The following is a 3,324-nucleotide window of genomic DNA, read 5'->3' as shown; positions in this document are numbered from 1 at the left end:
CCTTGACGCCGAGGACGGCGTGCTTGGTTTCGAGCGCGTCTGTTCCGCTGTTCAGGCCGGGAGGCTCAAGTATCAGTTTCAGCGTCTGGTGCTGGCCGGGTTTTCAGAGCTCTCGCCGCGCATGGCGGCGCTGATCGAGGCTTTCCGGGTTCAAGGAGTGGCGCTTTGCGAGCTGCAATTGAACGCCCCCCAAGCCAATTCCATTTCTCGTGTCCAGGCGCCCGATCCCGATGCAGAGTGGCGGTTGGCGGCTCGGTGGGCCAAAAAAAATTTAAGCCTTCAACCCGAAGGGCGGTTTGCCATTGTTGCTGCTCAACTCGAGAGCGACGTTGCCCTGGCACATCGAGTGCTGCGCGAAGCGCTTGGCGACGCACAGGGGCGCCCAGAGTTCAGCTACAACATTGCGGTTGCGCGGCCTTTGTCCAAATGGCCGCTGGTTCGGGCGGCGCTTGCCTGGCTGAATTTAATGGCCCAGATGTTGCGTCACAGGCAGTGCACCCCGGCCGACGCGGGTGCGGCGTTGCTGGCGGGCGCTTGCGTGGCCGATACAGACGAGGCAGGCGGACGTGCCCGCATCGATGCCAGGTTGCGCGCCGACGCCGTGGTCAACCTGCCGCTGGGCGAGTTTTCGCGACGCCTGGCGCCTTTGGCGCCTGCGTTGGCGAAGGCATGGGTCGAATGCATTGAGCAGGCCATGGCCAACGCTTCCAGAACGACCATCGATGTCTGGGTGGCGCGGTTCAAGCGATGGCTGCAGCTGTTGGGGTTTCCCGGGCAGGCGGCGCTCGACACCCACGTCTATCAAACGGTCGACGCATTTCAACGCATGCTCGAGAGCCTCTCGCGCCAGTCTCTTGTTCTGGGCCCCCTGGGTTTTGGCGAGGCCGTGTCCGAGTTGTCGTCATTGGCCGCGCAAACGCCATTCCAACCCCAACGAGACCCCACGGCCAGGCTCGACGTGCAAGGTTTTCTGGAAACCGAAGGCGGGCGATGGGATGCCGTATGGGTGCTTGGCTTGACCGACGAGGTATTGCCTGCTGCAGCTCGTCCCAACCCGCTGTTGCCGTTGTCGGCCTTGCGTCGTGCCGATGCGCCCCGAGCCACGCCTGAGCGCGAACTGCATTGGGCAAAAAGCATGTTCGAGGCGTTGTTGCGCACGGCTCCAAAGGTGTGGCTAAGCCATGCCCTCCAGGAAGGCGAGCGCGAGCTTCGACCCAGTCCGTTCATTGCCGCGTTCAATGCCGAAGCGCCGATGCCCGACTTGCGGGCGATTGAACCTGTGGCAATGGAGCGCGTAATTGACGACCAAGGGCCGCCCTTGCCGCAGGGCGCGGTTACCAAGGGGGGTATCGCCGTGATCGATACTCAGGCAAGAAACCCCTTGTGGGCCTTTGCCAAGTATCGCCTGGGTGCCAGCCAATTGCCCGATTACGCCGAGCTGGCCGACCAGAACGCCAGGGGGGTATTCCTGCACAAGTGCATGGAGCTTATATACAAACAGGTGCCCGACAGCGAAAGCCTGCATCAGTGGCGCACGGACGGCGGCCTTTCGGACATGATCGACGACGCGCTGCAGCGTGCGGCCGACGAATGCCTTGCCGACTACGGCAATACGGTGCGCGAACTCGAGATTCAGCGCAGCGAAGCAATTTTGCAAGATTGGTTCGCGCTTGAACTGACTCGAGGCCGGTTTTCCGTAAAGGCCATCGAAGAAACCTACCCGTGGTCGCACGGCCCGCTGCAGCTTAGCCTGCGTCTCGATCGGGTGGATGTTTTGGCTGATGGGGCGTTGGCAGTCATTGACTACAAGACAGGCGCCGGCCCCATCGACCCCAAGCCCGACTGGATGCGCGAACGACCGGTGGGCTTGCAACTGCCCTTTTATGCGGCAGTGCTGGCCGACGGCAGCGATCAGGTCGGCGCGCTTTTGCTCGCCCGGTTGCACGCGCGGGGCATCGAGCTAAAAGGCTTGTCAGACGGAGACTGCGGCGTCACGGGCCCCGCCGTATTGTCCGACTGGCCTGATTTTCAGCATCTCGATTGGGAAGGCCTGATGTCGCAGTGGCGGGAAACCATACGGCGGCTGGCCGACGAATACGCCGAAGGGGTGGCTGTTAATACAAGCTTGCGGTCAACTGACCTGGCTTATTGCGACGTGTTGCCGTTTTTACGCTTGAACCAAGAGGACGGCCATGTCGATTAGGCCGCCTTCCGACGCGTCGGTCCGGCAGGCCGCGCTAGACCCCACACAATCGTTTTTGATTCAGGCTCCTGCAGGATCTGGCAAGACTGAACTGCTGACAGACCGAATTCTGGCCTTGCTTGCAACGGTCGATCGGCCCGAAGAGATTCTGGCCATTACCTTTACGCGTAAGGCGGCATCCGAGATGCATGCGCGGGTGTTGTCGAAATTGCGCGCTGGAACCGGGCCCGAACCTCAAGAGCCGCATAAACGGCTTAGCTGGCTGCTTGCGCGGCAAGCCATGGCCCGTAACCTCGAACAGGGCTGGAACCTGCTCGAGTACCCGGCCAGGCTCAGTATCCGCACCATCGACTCGTTTTGTTCGTGGCTGGTGCGCGCCACCCCCTGGCTAAGTACGCTGGGCGGCCTGCCTGGCATTACCGAACACGCGACCGACCACTACCTGGAAGCCGCCAAGGCCACCCTGGCCATGGCCGATGACGACGAGGCGGTGGCTCGGCTCATCGCTCATCTGGACGTCGACATGCGCGCAGCTCAGGAGCTCATTGCAGCCATGCTGGCCGGCCGCGACCAGTGGCTGCCCTTGCTTGGCGAGGGCAGTGATGCGGGTACTTTGCTGCATAACCTGACGCAGGCTCTCGAGGCCGACTTGCGTGTGCTGGCCCAGGGCATGCCGCCGGGCTGGGCGCAGGCATTGGCGCAACCCATATCGGCGGCGGTTGCCAGTTTGCAGGCGGCCCAAAAACCTTGTGTGTTCGATGCCTTGCTTGACTGGGACGGCCGCACGCTTGAGCCCGGTTTTTCGGAATTGGCCCGTTGGCAGGCGCTGGCTGGCGTGCTCTTGACACAAGCCAATACCTTGCGACGAACCATCGACAAGCGCATGGGTTTTGACGCAGGCTCTGCGCACAAAGACAGTTTTATGCAGTGGCTTACCGCATGCGACCCCGACGAATCCTGGGTCAGTTGCCTGGCGCGTGTCCGCTCTGCGCCGGTGGGCGGGTATCAGCCCGAACAGCTCGCCGTGCTCAACGACCTGATTCAAGTGTTGTGGCTGGCAACGGCGCAACTGAAAGTACGCTTTGCCCAACAAAAAGAAGTCGATTTCGTCGAAATTTCGC

The 3,324-nt window shown here is 62.0% G+C and carries 2 protein-coding genes; both read left to right on the top strand.

All coding sequences use genetic code 11. The features are described 5' to 3' along the window. Window positions 1–2,203, top strand: a 2,203-nt coding sequence (locus tag VL003_RS06230) for a PD-(D/E)XK nuclease family protein (protein ID WP_325440669.1), incomplete at its 5' end; no start/stop codon positions are given. Further along, window positions 2,193–3,324, top strand: a 1,132-nt coding sequence (locus VL003_RS06225) for a UvrD-helicase domain-containing protein (protein WP_325440667.1), incomplete at its 3' end; no start/stop codon positions are given. The genes VL003_RS06230 and VL003_RS06225, both read left to right, overlap by 11 nt.

Origin of the sequence: Pusillimonas sp., assembly GCF_035515275.1 — a bacterium.
Lineage (GTDB): Bacteria > Pseudomonadota > Gammaproteobacteria > Burkholderiales > Burkholderiaceae_B > Pusillimonas.
The sequence above is the reverse complement of the archived record's forward strand: the minus strand, read 5'-3'. Positions and strand labels throughout refer to the sequence as shown.